The 16,093-nt window shown below is 70.3% G+C and carries 13 protein-coding genes; 4 read left to right on the top strand and 9 right to left on the bottom strand.

Annotated features, from left to right (window positions below; genetic code table 11):
- Window positions 1–43 precede the first annotated feature (43 nt).
- The 3 genes from AMK10_RS09645 to proB form a co-directional block, all read right to left on the bottom strand.
- Window positions 44–1,327 carry a glutamate-5-semialdehyde dehydrogenase gene (locus AMK10_RS09645; RefSeq protein ID WP_073746967.1) on the bottom strand — a complete coding sequence of 428 codons (1,284 nt, stop codon included), beginning with the start codon at window positions 1,325–1,327 and terminating at the stop codon, window positions 44–46.
- A gap of 198 nt (window positions 1,328–1,525) precedes the next feature.
- On the bottom strand, window positions 1,526–2,011 hold the full coding sequence (locus AMK10_RS09640) for a hypothetical protein (RefSeq protein WP_073746966.1): 486 nt from the start codon (window positions 2,009–2,011) through the stop codon (window positions 1,526–1,528).
- A 129-nt stretch (window positions 2,012–2,140) separates the two neighbouring features.
- On the bottom strand, window positions 2,141–3,259 hold the full coding sequence (gene proB / locus AMK10_RS09635; protein WP_073746964.1) for a glutamate 5-kinase: 1,119 nt from the start codon (window positions 3,257–3,259) through the stop codon (window positions 2,141–2,143).
- Between the two features lie 357 nt (window positions 3,260–3,616).
- On the opposite strand from proB, the gene AMK10_RS09630 reads away from it, so the two are divergent.
- Entirely contained in the window at window positions 3,617–4,981 is a 1,365-nt protein-coding gene (locus AMK10_RS09630) for a polysaccharide pyruvyl transferase family protein (protein ID WP_241839511.1), read from the top strand.
- Window positions 4,982–5,014: 33 nt separating this feature from the next.
- Here AMK10_RS09630 and AMK10_RS09625 read toward each other — a convergent pair whose 3' ends face one another.
- The 6 genes from AMK10_RS09625 to rplU form a co-directional block, all read right to left on the bottom strand.
- Window positions 5,015–6,244: a glycosyltransferase family 2 protein gene (locus AMK10_RS09625; RefSeq protein WP_073746960.1), complete on the bottom strand. Its 1,230-nt coding sequence runs from the start codon at window positions 6,242–6,244 to the stop codon at window positions 5,015–5,017.
- 254 nt (window positions 6,245–6,498) lie between these two features.
- Window positions 6,499–8,688 (bottom strand): hypothetical protein, encoded by a 2,190-nt coding sequence (locus AMK10_RS09620; protein ID WP_073746958.1) that lies wholly within the window; start codon window positions 8,686–8,688, stop codon window positions 6,499–6,501.
- 136 nt (window positions 8,689–8,824) lie between these two features.
- Entirely contained in the window at window positions 8,825–10,324 is a 1,500-nt protein-coding gene (locus AMK10_RS09615) for a bifunctional cytidylyltransferase/SDR family oxidoreductase (protein ID WP_073746956.1), read from the bottom strand.
- A gap of 277 nt (window positions 10,325–10,601) precedes the next feature.
- Window positions 10,602–12,038, bottom strand: coding sequence for a GTPase ObgE (gene obgE / locus AMK10_RS09610; RefSeq protein WP_073746954.1), 1,437 nt, complete (start codon window positions 12,036–12,038; stop codon window positions 10,602–10,604).
- Window positions 12,039–12,179: 141 nt separating this feature from the next.
- On the bottom strand, window positions 12,180–12,437 hold the full coding sequence (gene rpmA / locus AMK10_RS09605) for a 50S ribosomal protein L27 (protein ID WP_014045902.1): 258 nt from the start codon (window positions 12,435–12,437) through the stop codon (window positions 12,180–12,182).
- 14 nt (window positions 12,438–12,451) lie between these two features.
- A complete protein-coding gene (rplU, locus tag AMK10_RS09600; protein WP_014045903.1) occupies window positions 12,452–12,772 on the bottom strand; it encodes a 50S ribosomal protein L21 in 321 nt (106 codons plus the stop codon).
- 287 nt (window positions 12,773–13,059) lie between these two features.
- Between rplU and AMK10_RS09595 the strand changes: the two genes are divergently transcribed.
- The 3 genes from AMK10_RS09595 to wecB all read left to right on the top strand — a co-directional run bounded on the left by AMK10_RS09595 (window position 13,060) and on the right by wecB (window position 16,064).
- Window positions 13,060–13,671 (top strand): acyltransferase, encoded by a 612-nt coding sequence (locus AMK10_RS09595; protein WP_073746952.1) that lies wholly within the window; start codon window positions 13,060–13,062, stop codon window positions 13,669–13,671.
- Between the two features lie 93 nt (window positions 13,672–13,764).
- Entirely contained in the window at window positions 13,765–14,970 is a 1,206-nt protein-coding gene (locus AMK10_RS09590) for an acyltransferase family protein (protein WP_073748006.1), read from the top strand.
- The gene (gene wecB, locus AMK10_RS09585; protein WP_073746950.1) at window positions 14,967–16,064 is read left to right on the top strand and encodes a non-hydrolyzing UDP-N-acetylglucosamine 2-epimerase; all 1,098 of its coding nucleotides are present in this window, start codon (window positions 14,967–14,969) and stop codon (window positions 16,062–16,064) included. The genes AMK10_RS09590 and wecB overlap by 4 nt, the downstream gene beginning before the upstream one ends.
- Window positions 16,065–16,093 lie beyond the last annotated feature (29 nt).

Here is a 16,093-nt window from a genome sequence, read left to right as displayed (position 1 = left end):
CGAATTCGCCCGCTCCGCCGGGGCCTCCGGCCGCAGGACGTGGCTAACGGATGTGGCCGTCGCCCGTGACGATGTACTTCGTGGACGTCAGCTCCGGCAGCCCCATCGGCCCCCGGGCGTGCAGCTTCTGGGTGGAGATGCCGATCTCGGCGCCGAATCCGAACTGGCCGCCGTCGGTGAAGCGCGTGGAGGCGTTCACGGCGACGGTGGTGGAATCGACCAGTTGGGTGAACCGGCGGGCCGCGGCCTGCGAGGTGGTGACGATCGCCTCGGTGTGGCCGGAGGACCAGAGCCGGATGTGCGCCACGGCCGCCTCCAGGGATTCCACGACGGCGGCCGCGATGTCGTACGAGAGGTACTCGGTCTCCCAGTCCTCCGCCGTCGCCGCCACCACGGTGGCCTTTGACCCCTCGGCGTACCCGAGCACCCGCTCGTCGCCGTGCACCGTCACCCCGGCGTCGGCCAGCGCGTCCAGGGCGCGCGGCAGGAACTCCGCCGCGATGTCCTTGTGGACCAGGAGGGTCTCGGCCGAGTTGCAGACGCTCGGGCGCTGCGCCTTGGAGTTGACCAGGATGTCGACGGCCATGTCGATGTCGGTGCGCGCGTCCACGTACACGTGGCAGTTGCCCGTGCCGGTCTCGATCACGGGGACCGTGGACTCCTCGACCACCGTGCGGATCAGGGAGGCTCCGCCGCGCGGGATCAGCACGTCGACCAGCCCGCGGGCACGCATGAGCTCGCGGACCGAGTCGCGGTTCTCGCCCGGTACGAGCTGCACGGCGTCGGCCGGGAGGCCGGAACCGCCGACCGCGTCGCGGATCACCCGTACGAGGGCCGAGTTCGAGGCGTACGCGGAGGACGATCCGCGCAGCAGCACCGCGTTGCCCGACTTCAGGCAGAGGGCGGCGGCGTCGACGGTCACGTTGGGCCGGGCTTCGTAGATGATGCCGACGACGCCGAGCGGTACGCGGACCTGGCGCAGGTCGATGCCGTTGGGGAGGGTCGAGCCGCGGACCACTTCGCCGACCGGGTCGGGCAGGGCCGCCACGTCACGGGCGTCCGCGGCGATCGCGCGGACCCGCTCCGGGGTGAGCGTGAGCCGGTCGACGACGGACTCGCTCGTGCCGGCCTCCCTGGCACGCGTGACGTCCTCCGCGTTGGCCTCGACGATCTCGCCGGTACGCACCTCGAGCGCGTCCGCGATGGCCAGCAGGGCGTCGTCCTTCGCCGCACGCGGGAGTGGCGCGATGTCGTCGGCGGCGGCGCGTGCCCGGTAGGCCGCCTGGGCGACCGGGGACATGTTGTCGTACGGCGAGAGCGTGGTCATGCCCGCAGGGTAATGCGCACACTGCGGGCATCCGTCACGTATCCCGTGATGCGAGACGGGCGTTCCGGCGCTTGCGCACCAGGGTCGGCCGGACGCGCGCCCCTCGCGTGGGACGTGCTCCGACCGTACGCGTGAACGCGTCCCGGCAGGACACCGCCGGGCACCCGCACGGGACACGAGGGGCAGCCGGCCCGGCGGTCAGTACGGGTGCACCCCGACCGGGGCCGCCGGTGGCGGGCCGTAGCCCTCGGCGATGCGCAGGTGGTAGGTCTCCCGGTCGATGACCTCCAGGCCGACGATCTCCCAGGGCGGGAGCTTCGCGCTGGAGCGGTGCTCGCCCCAGAGCCGGAGCGCCACCGCGGCGGCGTCGTGGAGGTCCCGGGCCTCTTCCCAGTAGCGGATCTCCGCGTGGTCGTTGGCATACCTGCTGGTCAGAAGGAAGGGGTGATCGTGCGCCAGCTGTTCGAGCCCGCGCCTGACCTCCTTCAGCGGTGTCTCGGTGCCGGAGACGCTGAGGGTGATGTGCCACAGCCTGGAGCGGGTGCCTTCCTCCTCCGCCACCGCCGGTTCCTGCTCAAGGGTCTGGTCGGCGGGCGTACCGACGAAGTCGGCCCCCGCTCCGACACTGGTCAGGGCGCGGCTGCCCGTTCCGCGGGGCAGCGCCCCCGGGCGCGCTCGTCTCACCGGCGGCCTCCTGTGAATGTGTAGCTGTGCTGACCCCTTCGTGCCCTGTGACAAAGTTGACCAGCCCGGGGCCGGGTGTGGGGCGGTTTTCGTGAAGGTCTCCGCCCGAAGGCTGGACTTTCAGCCGTTTCAGGAGGCCGGATGGGGCGTGAGAACGACGAGATCGTCCCTGTGTACGACCTCGCGCTCGTAGGCGGGGCCGAGTTCGCGCGCCAGGTCGCGGGTGGACCTGCCGAGCAGCTGGGGGATCTCCTTGGCGTCGAAGTTGACCAGCCCGCGGGCGACGGCCCGGCCGGCCGGGTCCCGCAGTTCGACCGGGTCCCCGGCGGAGAACTCGCCCTCGACCGCGCTGATTCCGGCGGGCAGCAGCGAGGTGCGCCGCTCGACGACGGCACGCACGGCCCCTTCGTCGAGGGTGAGCGCGCCCTGCGGGGTCGAGGCGTGGGCCAGCCAGAGCAGCCGGTCGGCCGAGCGGCGTCCCGTGCGGTGGAAGTACGTGCCGGTGTCGCGCCCCGCGAGCGCGTCGGCGACATGGCTCGCTGAGGTGAGGACCACCGGGATGCCGGCGGCGGTGGCGATCCGGGCGGCCTCGACCTTGGTGACCATGCCCCCCGTGCCGACGCCCGCCTTGCCCGCGCTGCCGATGACGACGCCCTCCAGGTCGGCGGGACCGCTCACCTCCGCGATGCGTGAGGTGCCGGGCGTGCTCGGGTCGCCGTCGTAGAGGCCGTCGACGTCGGAGAGGAGGACGAGCAGGTCGGCGTGGACGAGGTGGGCGACGAGCGCGGCGAGCCGGTCGTTGTCGCCAAAGCGGATCTCGTCCGTGGCCACCGTGTCGTTCTCGTTGACGACGGGGAACGCTCCCATCTCCAGGAGCTGGTCGAGCGTGCTGTAGGCGTTGCGGTAGTGCGCGCGGCGGCTGGTGTCGTCCGAGGTGAGGAGCACCTGGCCGACCCGTACGCCGTAGCGCGCGAAGGAGGCGGTGTAGCGGGCGACGAGCAGCCCCTGCCCGACGCTGGCGGCGGCCTGCTGACGGGCCAGGTCCTTGGGCCTGCGGACGAGTCCGAGCGGGGCGAGGCCCGCCGCGATGGCGCCGCTGGAGACGAGGACGATCTCGCGCTCTCCTCCGCTGCGGACCTTGGCGAGCGCGTCGACGAGGGCGTCCACCCGATCGGCGTCGAGACCGCCCGCCGCCGTGGTGAGCGAGGAGGAGCCGACCTTGACGACGATCCTGCGGGCCTCGGTCACGCCTGGCCTGGCACCGGAACCGTCCCGTGCGGGTGTGCTGAGCGCACCGTCGAAGTCCCCTGCCGCGCCTTCGGAATCCCTTGCCCCTGACACGTACGCCCGTCCCCATCACGTCGTTCTGCTCGGTCTCCTCAATCTACGCGAGCGCCCGGATCCGCACCGTGCCGTCTCAGCTGCTGTCGGCAGGTGGGTCCACTGGACACGTGGACCACCCCAAGTCACGTTCCGACATGCCCCCGAATGGAGTCATTTACGTAATCTCCACCCGCCATTCATCGGGCTACCCTCGTGTATGTGACAGATGAACCGACCCGCCAGAGACGCATTCTGCTCAGATCGGGCAAAAGCCCCTTCGATGTGGCTTCGCTCGAAGAGTCCCTCCACAGAGACGTCTTTGCCACCAACGCCGGCAACCTGATCTTCAGTGATGCCTCGCACAAGATCCTCACGACCCCGCGGGCAGCGGTCTTCTCCAACGGCATCCGCACGGATCCTGGGGCGGCAGGTCGCATAAACGAGGAGTACGACGTCTTCGTCGTGCCCCTCGCGAACGCGTTCCGCCCGACGTTCGAGCGGCCCCTGAAGCGGATGACGCAGCTGATCAAGAAGCTGCGCATCCCCGTCGTCGTGCTGGGTGTGGGCGCGCAGGCCGACCTGAAGTACGACGCGTCACGGCTGAAGCCGATGGAGCCGACGGTCCGGGAATTCGTCACAGAGGTGCTCAACCGCAGCGCGTCCATCGGCGTGCGGGGCGAGTTCACCGAGCAGTACCTCAAGAACATGGGCTTCCGGGACGTCGAGGTCATCGGCTGCCCCTCCATGTTCATGAACGGCGAGACGTTCACGCTCGAGAAGAAGTCCGAGTCGCTCTCCACGGACTCCCTGATCTCGGTGAACGGCTCGCACAGCGCCGTACGCTCGCACGGCCTCGACGCCATCATCCGGCAGGCCCACGAGCGCTACCCGAATCTGCGCTTCGTCGGGCAGAACCTCCTCGAGGCGCAGCTGCTGCACTGGCGGGAGACCCCGAACCCGCTCGGCGCGCAGACCTCGATGCCGACCCATCCGTCCCACCCGATGTACCGCGAGGGCAAGGTCGGGCTCTACATCGACCCGGCCACCTGGATCGAGGAGCTGCGCGCGTACGACTTCTCGTTCGGCTCCCGCATCCACGGGAACATCGCGGCTCTGCTGGCGGGTGTGCCGAGCACCGTGCTCTGCAGCGACTCCCGGACCCTGGAGCTCTGCCGGTACTTCGGCATCCCGCACCGCAAGATCTCCGAGACGCCCAAGAACATCGACCCGGCCGAGCTGTACGAGGCGGCCGACTTCGGTGATCTGGTGAACGGCCACAAGGAACGGTTCCTCCGCTTCACCGGCTTCATGGAGAAGAACGGGCTGGAGAACACCTTCCACCACGGCGACAGCGGCAAGGCCTTCGACGCCCAGCTGTCCAAGCTCGCTCTGCCGCCGGCCGTCCGCCCCTGGACCGAGAGCGACCCCGATTCGCTCAGCAGCCGCTTCAGCTTCATGCGCGGCCGCATGGAGGAGCTGGCGGAGCAGAACGCCCTGCTGCGCGCCCAGCTCGAGAAGCGCAACCGCCCGGTCAGCATCAAGGTGCAGACGGCCGGGGACGGGCCGACCGCGCTGCCGTCCGCCTACCGTCGCGCCCGTCGCGTGGTGGGGCGGCCGGTGCGCAGGCTGCTCCGCCCCGAGCAGTAGGGATCCCTCGTCCGCCGTCGCGCGGAGCCCACCTCAGACCCGGTGGGCTCTGCGCGGCATGTGCAGTCCGGCCGACCTGGCCGTCCTGCGTGCCTTGCCCGCCAGCCCTCGCAGGAAGACCGCGGTGGACTGACGCCCCGGCACCTCGATCCGCTTCCGGCCGATCCACTCGGTGACGGTGAGCTCGTACGCCGACAGGGGCAGCACCTCCCCCTCCCCGAAGTGGGGGTAGACCAGATACAGCCGCCCCCGGAGCCCCTTGCGGACCTGGCGGGGCTTCTTGTCCTCCTTCATGAACCGCAGGATGTCCAGGAGCAGGTCGAGCCGCCCCTCGGAGATGCAGATCAGCCGGAGCCGCTCGTGGACCTTGAGGCGCCGGGCCAGGCCGGGTGACCAGTAGGCCTTCAGCAGCGGCGCCGCCAGCTCCATCTTCTTCTTCCGCACCTCGTCGGACTGGCGCAGCAGGGCGGTCCCGAACTGCGGGAGCAGCGTGATGACCATGGGCCGGACCATCAGGGCGTCCCGCTTCGGCCCCGGCGGGACATGGGCGGCGATGAGGCCCGTGAGCGCGCGTGCCGAGTCGAAGCGCAGCAGGTAACTCCCGCTCTTCGTCACGTGCTTGCCGTCGTCCCGGCCCACCAGGTAGTAGCAGGTGTAGTCGGCCACGACGGAGACGCCGTTGCCCCGCAGGTACGCCTCCATGGTGAAGAGCGCGTCCTCACCCGTCCTGAGGTCCTCGTCGAAGGTCATCCCGAGCCGCACGAGCAGCTCACGCCGGAACAGCTTCTGGGCGCTCAGGGTGAACTTGATGTTGGAGGAGTAGAGGTCGGCCCGTTCGACCGTCTCCTTCCACATCGACTTCGCGGCGCCGCGGTTGACGCCGACGACCTTCCCGAGCACCACGTCGGTGCCGGCCCGGTCGCCCATCGCGACCATCCGCTCCAGGGCTTCCTCACCGAAGTAGTCGTCCGCGTCGAGGAAGAAGACGTACCGGCCGCGGGCGAGCCCGAGACCGACGTTGCGCGGGCCGCTGGGGCCGCCGGAGTTCTTCTGGCGGACGACGCGCATGTCGATGGCCGTCCGGGCCGCGAACTCCTCGAGGTACTCCCCCGTGCCGTCGGTCGACCCGTCGTCGACCGCCACGATCTCGATACGCCCGGCAGGAAGCGTCTGCGCCTCGACCGACTCCAGGCAGCGGATCAGATACGGCATGGCCTCGTAGGCGCCGATGATGACGGTCACGTCTGGTGCGCTGTTGCTCATCTCTCCCCGGTTCACGCATTTACGCATTTATCAGGAGAAACGATGGAACGACGAATCATGTGTGTTCCATGCACGGACACACCGAACGGCCCGTACGTTCCCCCTCCCCAGGAGGAAGACGGACGGGCCGTTCAGTAGGTTGCGCCGCGAATCGGACGCGTTTCGAACATCTGGATGACGGCTGGATTACACCTGCCGTCGGCCTTACGGCCGGCCGTCCGCGTCGTTCCCGCGGCCGGCCGGAGACCCCCAGGTCAGCGGAGCGCCGAGGGGCCCGTGTTGATCTCCGCGTCGGCGTCCGGGGACGGCACGTCGGGATCGACGGCCGCCTCGGCCTCGGCGACGACCTCGGCCGCTCCGTCGCCGACACCGCTGGACGCGGCCTCGGGGTCGGGCAGCGGGGCGGGCTGCTGACCGCCGACGCGCTGGGCGACGCCCACGTTGCGGGCCTCGGCCTTGGCCGCGAGTGCCAGCACGGCGGCGTTGAACTGCTCCATGGACGTCGGCTCGTCCGGGCCGAGCAGATAGGTCTTCAGCTCGTGGCGCGCCTCGGCCAGCGGGTCCGCCGCGGGGTCGGCGACGGCCCGCAGCAGGTCGTCGATCTCCGCCGCGCTGTTGGAGAGGATGACGGCCGCCCGTACGGCGGTGTTCTGGCGCTTGAACTCCTCCGCGCCGAACTCGGCGGAGTCCGTGACCGCGTACGGCTTGCCGCTCGCGATGAAGTCGGAGACCACGCTGGAGATGTCCGAGACCATGGCGTCGGACTGGTTGAAGCAGTCGTACAGCTTCGGCTGCGAGCCGGTCACCGTCTTGTGCTCCCACCAGCCGAAGGACTGCCAGTAGGCGTCGTTCCACTCGGCCCGCAGGGTGGCGATCTCGGTCTGGCGGGCCGGGTCGGCGAGCGCGACACGCGACTCCTCCGACTCGTCGCCCCCGGCGCGGCCGGCCTGCGCCAGCTCGGCCAGGCGGGCCTCGACACGAGCCAGTTCGGCCTTGGCGGCGCGCTGCCCGGCGGCGGCGGCCGAGGCCTCCTTCACCCAGCGCGGGTCGGTGGCACGTTCCTGCGCGGCCTTGGCGACCAGCGCCTTGATCCGGGCGTTGACGGCCTTGGCCTTCGCACTGCGGATGCCGGTGAACGGGTGCGGCTTGTAGATGACCCGGACCGGGCTGTCCGCCGTCAGCAGGCGGCGGACGATGTTCTCACCGGCAAGCAGCAGGGAGGTGTTGCCCGGGTTGTCGTCCCAGCCCTCCCAGGTGGGGGCGTACAGCACCGTCGGGATGGGGTTCTTCGTGGTGCCGGTCCAGCTCTCGATCGGCGCCAGTTGCGGCCGCCCGACCTCGACGATGTCCTCGTCGCGGATGCCGACGTCGGCCAGGGCGTAGCGGTCGCGGCCCGCGCGGCCCGCCGTCCAGACCTCGTCGTAGACCTTGGAGTACGGGTTGACGCTGGCCAGCTTGTCGCTGTCGCCGTGGCCGATGAAGACGTGCTTCATGGTCGGGACGCGCAGCATGTGGATGTTCTTGCCGACGTTGGCCGGATACAGGCACACGCGGACGGTGGAGAGGTTCAGGTTCATCAGGTGGGTGCCCGCGGGCACGCAGACCACCGGCACGGAGGTGTCCGCGAGCTGCGACACGAGGTTGCGCTCACGCATGACGATCAGCGGGCGCCCCTCGACGGCCGCCATCGTGTCCAGCCACATGTTGCCCTGGTAGGCGGACTCGTTGGAGCCGGAGAAGTAGAGCACTACGGTCGGCTGGTACTCGCCCAGCCAGGTGTCCAGGGCCTTCAGGACGGCGGGGGCCGACGGCGCCCGGCGGCTGCGGCGCAGGTACGGCATCAGCAGGGCGTTGAAGACGACGGCCAGCAGCACCGTCACACCGGCACCGATGTAGCCGACGAGGTCCTCGCCCGTGCCGGCGGCGATCAGGACGCCCGCCACCGCGGGCAGGTCGAGGTGGAGCATCTTCTCGCTGGAGCGGTGCAGCAGCGCACGCGGCGGGGCGTCGGGGATGCGGACGGCGTGCAGGTCCACGTTCCGGGTGACGATCGGCAGGCTGCGGCGGAGCCGGATCAGCGTCGTGAGCGCGCCGTGCGGGGCCTGCAGACCGTAGAAGACGAGGAAGCAGGCGACCGCCGCGTAGAACAGCGGCTCCTCGGCGAGGTCCAGCCGGGCCAGCAGCAGGATGATCATCAACTGGCGGAGCAGGAAGCGGATGGACAGTCCGGCCCGCACCTTGCCGAGCCTGTTGATCAGGTAACTGCCGCGCTGGTGCAGGTACCAGTCCGCGATGTACGTGACAGCCGTGGCCGCCGCGAAGAACCAGATATCGGGAAGAAGCGCGGCGATCATGACGCAGGGGTAGCCCAGCATCATCAGTACTGCTGCCGCCAGTTCTGACCGACTGCCCACACGGGCCAGGCGGATGGCTGTCGAAATCACGAAGGACCTGCTCCAGGGGGTGCCGGTTGTTTCACGTATAGAGGGAAATGTGAAGGTGCGGCTTCACGCACTCGGGCCTCTGCAATCACCGAAAAGTGATCGCAGAGGCCCGTAAAAGTACATTTGTCAAGAATTATTACACATCTTCCTGACGGTCCAGCACCGATGCCAGCGCCTGTTCGAATCCCGAGGCCTCGGTGACGTCACGGGTCGGGTCCTGCTGCCGTACGTCGATGACGTGGCCCGTCATCGCCGACAGCAGAACGTCCAGCGAGGTGCGCGCCACGGCCTCGGAGGAGAGCAGCGAGCCCTCCGGCTCCTGGCCGAACGCCTTGGTGCGCATGGGGGTCGCGGTGCGCTCCGGGTTCACGCAGTTCACCCTGACGCCCTCGCCCGCCCACTCGTCGGCCAGCGCCTGGGTGAGGTTCACCATGGCGGCCTTGGTGGAGGAGTAGAGGCTGTACTCGGCACGGCCCCGGGTGTAGCTGCTGGAGGTGTAGAGCAGCAGCTGGCCCTGGGTCTCCGCGAGGTACTTGTACGAGGCGCGGGCGATCTGCACGGGCGCCAGGTAGTTGACGTTCAGCGCTTCCTGGATCGTCGTGTTGTCCGTCTCGGCCAGCTTGCCGATGCGCAGGACGCCCGCGGTGTTGATCACGTAGTCGATGCGCCCGGTCTCGGCGTACGCCTTGGAGAGCGCGTCGTCGATGTGCTCCGGGTTCTCCACGTGCGTACCGGTGGTGGAGCGGCCCAGCGCGTACACGCTGGCGCCGTACTGCTCCGCCAGCGCGGCGATGTCCGCTCCGATGCCGTACGAACCGCCGAAGACGACCAGGGTCTTGCCCGAGAGCAGTTCGCGGTAGGCGGCCTCGTCGGCCTGGCGCGGGGCGGCGGTGGAGGCCAGCTGGAAGAGCTTGTCGGTGATGAAGACGTCGACCGGCTGCGTCACCTTCATGTTGTACTCGTCGCCCGCGACCACGTAGATCGGCACGTCGGGGAGGTACCGCAGGACGACCGAACAGTCGTCGGTGGCCTGGAAGTTGGGGTCGCCGGCCGCGACCTCGTACGCCTTGCGGATCGTGGACAGCTTGAACGCCTGCGGGGTCTGGCCGCGGCGCAGCCGGGACCGGTCCGGGACGTCGGTGATGAACTCGCCGTCCTCGCCGTGGGTACGGGTCACGATGATCGTGTCGGCGGACGGGATGGCGACGTCGACCGCCTGGTAGCGGCCGAGGGCCTCGACGCAGTCCTTGATGACACGCTGTGACAGCAGGGGGCGGACCGCGTCATGGAAGAGGACGTTGCGGTCCTCGCCCTCCGCGAGTCCCTCGCCGAGAGCGGAGATGGCGCGCTCGGTGGTCTCGTTCCGGGTGCTGCCACCCTCGATGATCTTGGTGACCTTGGTCAGCCCGGCCTTGGCGACGATCTTCTCGACGTCGGGCACGAAGCCCGGCGCCATGAGCACGATGACATCGTCGATGTCCTCGGCGTTCTCGAAGATGCTCAGCGTGTGCTCGATGACTGCCTTACCGGCGATCTTCAGCAGCTGCTTGGGGATCGCCAGTCCCACTCGCTGACCGGTTCCACCGGCGAGCACGACCGCTGTGGTCCGGGGCTTGGCTTCATGCGGCACAGACACAGACGACCTACCTTGCGATGACAGGGGGGAACAGTGTGATGGTCGCACTCTCCGTGACCGTCTCGCAAGGCGGACGTTTACCGGCGCTTGCCCTGGGGAAACCCGCAGTTCACCGCCTGGCCAGGCAGATTGCGTCCTCGGACCCCCGTACCCGGAGTGACGGACTCCACAGAGTCTTACGCAATCCCCACATCGCCGGCGGCCCCGACGCCCGCCACCTGGCAATTCGCTGTGAATCCGGGCGCCCCCGCGCGGCGGGGGCGCCCGGCAGGACCGGCTAGAAGGGGTCGAACTCGTCGTACTCGCGCTGCGCGTCGTCCCGCTCGGACTCGCGGTCGCGGCGGCGCTGCGCCGCGGGGCGCGGGGCCTCCAGGCGGTGGTCCTCACCGCGGCGGCCCAGCATCTCGGCGCCGGCGGCCATGGTCGGCTCCCAGTCGAAGACGACGGCGTTCTCCTCGGGCCCGATGGCCACGCCGTCACCGGCCTGGGCACCCGCCTTGCGGAGCTCGTCCTCGACACCGAGGCGGTTGAGGCGGTCGGCGAGGTAGCCGACGGCCTCGTCGTTGTTGAAGTCGGTCTGGCGGATCCAGCGCTCGGGCTTCTCGCCGCGCACGCGGTAGATGCCGTCCTCCTCCAGGGTCACGGTGAACCCGGCGTCGTCGACGGCCTTCGGGCGGATGACGACGCGGGTCGACTCCTCCTTGGGCTTGGTCGCGCGCGCCTCGGCGATGATCCCGGCCAGGGCGTACGAGAGGTCGTTGAGGCCCTTGTGCGCGATGGCCGACACCTCGAAGACGCGGTAGCCGCGCGCCTCCAGGTCCGGGCGGATCATGTCGGCGAGGTCCTGGCCGTCCGGGATGTCGACCTTGTTGAGGGCGACGATGCGCGGACGGTTCTCGAGGCCGCCGTACAGCCGCAGCTCCTCCTCGATCATGTCCAGGTCGGAGACGGGGTCGCGGTCGGACTCCAGCGTCGCGGTGTCCAGGACGTGCACGAGGACCGAGCAACGCTCGACGTGGCGCAGGAACTCCAGGCCGAGGCCCTTGCCCTGGCTGGCGCCCGGGATGAGGCCGGGGACGTCCGCGATGGTGTAGACGGTCGAGCCCGCGGTGACGACGCCGAGGTTGGGCACGAGGGTCGTGAACGGGTAGTCCGCGATCTTCGGCTTGGCCGCCGAGAGCACCGAGATCAGCGAGGACTTCCCGGCGCTCGGGTAGCCGACGAGCGCGACGTCGGCGACGGTCTTGAGCTCCAGGACGATGTCCCGGCTCTCCCCCGGCTCGCCGAGCAGCGCGAAGCCGGGCGCCTTGCGGCGGGCGGAGGCCAGCGCGGCGTTGCCGAGGCCGCCGCGGCCGCCCTGGCCCGCGATGAAGGTGGTGCCCTGGCCCACGAGGTCGGCGAGGACGTTGCCCGCCTTGTCGAGGACGACGGTGCCGTCCGGGACCGGCAGGACGAGGTCCTGGCCGTCCTTGCCGGAGCGGTTGTCACCGGCGCCGGGCTGGCCGTTCGTGGCCTTGCGGTGGGGGTGGTGGTGGTAGTCCAGCAGCGTGGTCACGGACTGCTCGACGACGAGGATCACATCGCCGCCGCGTCCGCCGTTGCCGCCGTCGGGGCCGCCGAGCGGCTTGAACTTCTCACGGTGCACGGAGGCCACGCCGTGGCCTCCGTTACCCGCGGCGGCATGCAGCTCGACGCGGTCCACGAAGGTGGTCATGGGTGGGTGCCTCCAGGTACAGCGGAAAAATACGGGAATGTCTCTAGACGTAACGCGCCGAGGGCGGACCCGCTTCCCCGGTTGCCGGGAAAGCTGAGATCCGCCCTCGGAAGGTGCTGTGACGTCTCGCCGGTGCCTGGATCAGGCAGCGACGGGAACGATGTTCACGACCTTGCGGCCACGGTGCGTACCGAACTCCACCGCACCGGCGGTCAGCGCGAACAGCGTGTCGTCGCCGCCACGGCCGACGCCCGTGCCCGGGTGGAAGTGGGTGCCACGCTGGCGGACCAGGATCTCACCGGCGTTGACGGCCTGACCGCCGAAGCGCTTCACGCCGAGCCGCTGAGCATTGGAATCGCGCCCGTTCCGAGTGGACGATGCGCCCTTCTTGTGTGCCATGTCTCCTCAGTCCCTTACTTCGCAGCCGCGGGGATGCCGGTGACCTTGATCGCCGTGTACTGCTGGCGGTGACCCTGGCGGCGGCGGTAGCCCGTCTTGTTCTTGTAGCGAAGGATGTCGATCTTCGCGCCCTTGTGGTGGTCCACGACCTCGGCCTGGACCTTGATGCCGTCCAGCACCCACGGGTCGCTGGTCACGGCGTCGCCGTCGACAACGAGCAGGGTCGAGAGCTCGACCGTGTCGCCAACCTTGGCGGTGGAAATCTTGTCAACCTCAACGATGTCGCCGACAGCAACCTTGTGCTGGCGACCACCGCTGCGCACGATGGCGTACACGCGGATCTCTCTCTCACTCGGAACGGATCCCCTGATGCCAGCCGCCCGCGCAGGCCGGGGCCCACGACAGTCCGGAAGGATGAGCGGCCTCCCCCGGGGACGGATCACCGGGAGGGATGTGCTCAGGGGGTAGGCGCACAGAAACACGCCGAGGGTCAAGGGTACGGGGAGGGGTGCGGGGGGTCAAACCGGGTACCGCGCCGCCCCTGCCGGACTCCGGCAGGCCGAGGGCCCCGGCGGGGACCGTAAGATTCCCCGCACATCCGCATCCCCGGAAGGCGCAGCCCGTGAACTACAGAGTCCAGCCCACCGCCCAGGTCGACGAGAGCGCCGAGATCGGGGACGGCAGCAGCGTCTGGGAACTCGCGCAGATCCGCGAGGGCGCCAGGCTCGGCGAGGGCTGTGTCGTCGGCCGCGGCGCGTACGTCGGCACGGGCGTGCGGATCGGCGACAACGTCAAGCTGCAGAACTACGCCCTCGTCTACGAGCCGGCGGAGCTCGGCGACGGCGTCTTCGTCGGCCCCGCCGTGGTCCTCACCAACGACCACAACCCGCGCTCCGTCGACCCCGAGGGCAAGCAGAAGCGCGGCGGCGACTGGGAAGCCGTGGGCGTGAAGGTCGCCGAGGGCGCCTCGCTCGGCGCACGGTCCGTCTGCGTCGCCCCGGTTCGGATCGGCCGCTGGGCCATGGTCGCGGCGGGCGCGGTGGTCACCAAGGACGTCCCGGACTTCGGCCTGGTCGTGGGCGTGCCGGCCCGCCGGATCGGCTGGGTGGGCCGCAGCGGCGTCAAGCTCGTGGAGCGCGCGGACGAGCCGGGCGTCTGGGAGTGCCCGCAGACGGGCGCGCTGCACGACGAGACCGACGGCGTACTGAGCGAGCGGGCCGCCCGCGCGCTCTGACCCCGCTTCCCGGCGTCCGGCCTCCCCGCGGTGGACCGCGGGGCCCGGAGGCCTCCTGTGCCGTCCCTACCGCACTCGAAGATGGTGACCTCCATGCCGGCCAGCCGGATAACCGGTCCGGACACCCGTGACCGGCTCGCCTCACTGACCGGCCTGCGCTTCTGGGCCGCTCTCGTCGTCGTCCTGTACCACCTGTCCCGGCTGACGGGGAAGCTTCCCCTGATCAGCGACGTCACCTGGTACGGGCGCACCGGGGTGACCTTCTTCTTCGTCCTCTCCGGCTTCGTGCTGGCCTGGACGTACGACGGGAAGACCGTGCCCGCCGCGGTCTTCCTCTGGCGCCGCTTCGCGCGGATCTGGCCCCTGCTGGCGGTCTCGACCGTCGTCTCCGTGACGGTGTGGCGCGTCCTGGGGACGGACTTCTCCCTGCGGGGCGTGGCCGCCACCCTGGGGCTCGTCAACTCCTGGGCGCCGGGGCGCGAGTACCTCGTGGGCGGGAATCCCGCCGCGTGGTCGCTCAGCGACGAGGCCTGGTTCTACCTGCTCTTCCCGCTGCTGCTGATGCTGCCCCTGCTGCGGTCGGCCCGCGGCAGGACGTGGTGCGCGGTCGTGCTCTGCCTCGCCTCCGCTGCCGTGTGGGTGTCGGGCTCGCTGTTCACCGAGCCGTCGCTGCGGGTCTGGGCCCTCGACTACTTCCCTCCGACCCGCACCCTCCAGTTCGTCCTGGGCGTGGTGGCGGGCCTTGCGGTCAAGCAGGGATGGCGGCCCCCGGTCGGTCTCCCCGTGGCCATCGCCCTGGTGGTGGCCGGGCACATCGCGCTCGTGCCGTGGTCGCGGGCGGTCCCCGACAGCCTCTGGTACAGCCCGTACAGCGCCTCGCACCTGCTGTCGGCGCCCCTCTTCGCCCTGCTCGTCGCGGCGGCCGCCAGAGCCGACCTGGAGGGCTGCAGGACCGGCCTCTCCGGTACCTGGTCGGTCCGGCTGGGCCACTGGTCCTTCGCGTGGTACCTGTTCCACGAGATCGTCATCAGGGCTCTGCTCGGCGTGCTGGGCCGGCCCGTCACCCAGCTCGAAACGGCGAGGATCTGGCTGCTGACCCTGGTCATCAGCCTGGCCGTCGCCGCCGTGGCCTACCACTGGGTGGAGCATCCGCTGGAACGCCTGCTCCGCCGCGCGGGGCCGGGCGGCGCCCGCCGCACCGCACCCGCCGGGTCCCCGGACCCGGACGGCTCCACTCCCCGTGAACCGCACGTGCCCGGCCCGGGCACGCCCGCCCTCGAGAAGAAGAGCGTCCAATGAAAGTCGTCAGCATCGTCGGCGCCCGCCCCCAGCTGGTGAAGCTCGCGGCCGTGGCCGCGGCGTTCGCCGGTACGGACCACCGTCATGTGATCGTCCATACCGGACAGCACTACGACGCGGACCTCTCGGACGTCTTCTTCTCCGGCCTCGGCATACCCGACCCGGATGTGCATCTGGGCGTCGGTTCAGGGAGCCACGGAGTGCAGACGGGGGCCGTCCTGAGCGCACTCGACCCGGTCCTGGACGCCGAGAAGCCCGACTGGGTCCTCGTGTACGGCGACACCAACTCGACGCTGGCGGGCGCGCTTTCGGCAGTCAAGCAGCATCTTCCGGTGGCTCATCTGGAGGCGGGCCTGCGCTCGTTCAACCGCAGGATGCCGGAGGAGCACAACCGGGTCCTCACCGACCACTGCGCCGACCTCCTGCTGGCCCCCACCGCGGAGGCCATGCGTCACCTGGCGGACGAGGGCCTCGCCCCCCGGGCGGAGCTGGCGGGTGACGTCATGGTGGACATCTGCCTGCGCATCCGGGACGCCGTGCTGGCGGGCGAGCATCCGCAGCCGGCGCTGCCCGAGGGGATCGACCCGTCGAAGCCCTTCCTGCTGGCCACGCTCCACCGCCCCGACAACACGGACGACCCGGCGCGGCTGTCCGCCCTGGTGGGGGCGCTGGCCGCCCTCCCGGTGCCGGTGGCCCTGCTCGCGCACCCCCGTCTGGTCGCGCGCGCGGAGCAGCACGGCATCGACCTCGCACAGGGCTCGGTGCACGTGGGCCGTCCCCTGCCGTACGCGGGGCTCGTGGCCGCCGTCCTGGCCTCCTGCGGTGTGGTGACCGACTCCGGGGGGCTCCAGAAGGAGGCCTTCCTGCTGGACCGCGTCTGTACCACCGTGCGGCCGGAGACGGAGTGGGTGGAGACCCTGGAGGACGGCTGGAACCACCTGGTCCCCGACCCTCATGAGCTGGCCCCCGACAGCTGGGCCGCCCTGGCCGCCCGCCCCGCGCCGACGGCCTCGCGCGGCACTCCGTACGGCGACGGCACGGCCGCCGCACGCGTGGTGGAGCTGATGGAGCGGGCACTGGCCGACCGGGCCTGAGCGAGCGGACACGGACACGGCGAAGGGCC

The organism is Streptomyces sp. CB02058 (assembly GCF_001905505.1).
Taxonomy (GTDB): Bacteria; Actinomycetota; Actinomycetes; order Streptomycetales; family Streptomycetaceae; genus Streptomyces.
Note: the sequence above shows the minus strand (reverse complement) of the source record. Positions and strands in the feature narration are given on the sequence as shown.

Coding starts and splice junctions, on each gene's coding strand:
- AMK10_RS09645 (WP_073746967.1), bottom strand. CDS start 1,327: ATGACCACGCTCTCGCCGTACGACAACATGTCCCCGGTCGCCCAGGCG.
- AMK10_RS09625 (WP_073746960.1), bottom strand. CDS start 6,244: ATGAGCAACAGCGCACCAGACGTGACCGTCATCATCGGCGCCTACGAG.
- obgE (WP_073746954.1), bottom strand. CDS start 12,038: ATGACCACCTTCGTGGACCGCGTCGAGCTGCATGCCGCCGCGGGTAAC.
- rpmA (WP_014045902.1), bottom strand. CDS start 12,437: ATGGCACACAAGAAGGGCGCATCGTCCACTCGGAACGGGCGCGATTCC.
- AMK10_RS09590 (WP_073748006.1), top strand. CDS start 13,765: ATGCCGGCCAGCCGGATAACCGGTCCGGACACCCGTGACCGGCTCGCC.
- wecB (WP_073746950.1), top strand. CDS start 14,967: ATGAAAGTCGTCAGCATCGTCGGCGCCCGCCCCCAGCTGGTGAAGCTC.